Raw genomic sequence first — 407 nt, forward strand, 5'->3', positions numbered from 1 at the left:
GTGTCGCTCGGCGCGGAGGAGGGCACGTCGACGATGCGCTCCAACAGCATTGCCGGTGTGGGCTTGGGCATTATCCGGCAGGCGCAGTCGAACACACTCGATATTTCGCGCGGCGTCCGCGCCATGGTCGCCGAATTGCAGAAGACCATGCCGAAGGGCATGGAGATCCGCGTCACCAGCGACGACGCCAATTTCATCCGCGGCGCAATCGAGGAAGTGGTGGCCTCGCTCATCCTCGCCGTCATCATCGTCGTGGCGGTCATCTTCCTGTTCCTCAGGAGTTTCACCGCGACATTGATCCCGACGATCACCATGCCGGTGGCACTGATCGGTGCGTTGGCTGCCATCTATCTCGCCGGCTTCTCGGTCAATATCCTGACGCTGCTGGCGATTGTGTTGGCGACTGG

General features: G+C 61.7%; 1 protein-coding gene. It reads left to right on the forward strand.

Translation table 11 applies throughout. The annotated features are described in order from the left end of the window. Window positions 1-407, forward strand: a 407-nt coding sequence (locus AC1D0P_RS30820; protein WP_477680204.1) for an efflux RND transporter permease subunit, incomplete at both ends; no start/stop codon positions are given.

The sequence above is a fragment of the Polaromonas sp. P1_G2 genome (assembly GCF_056405515.1).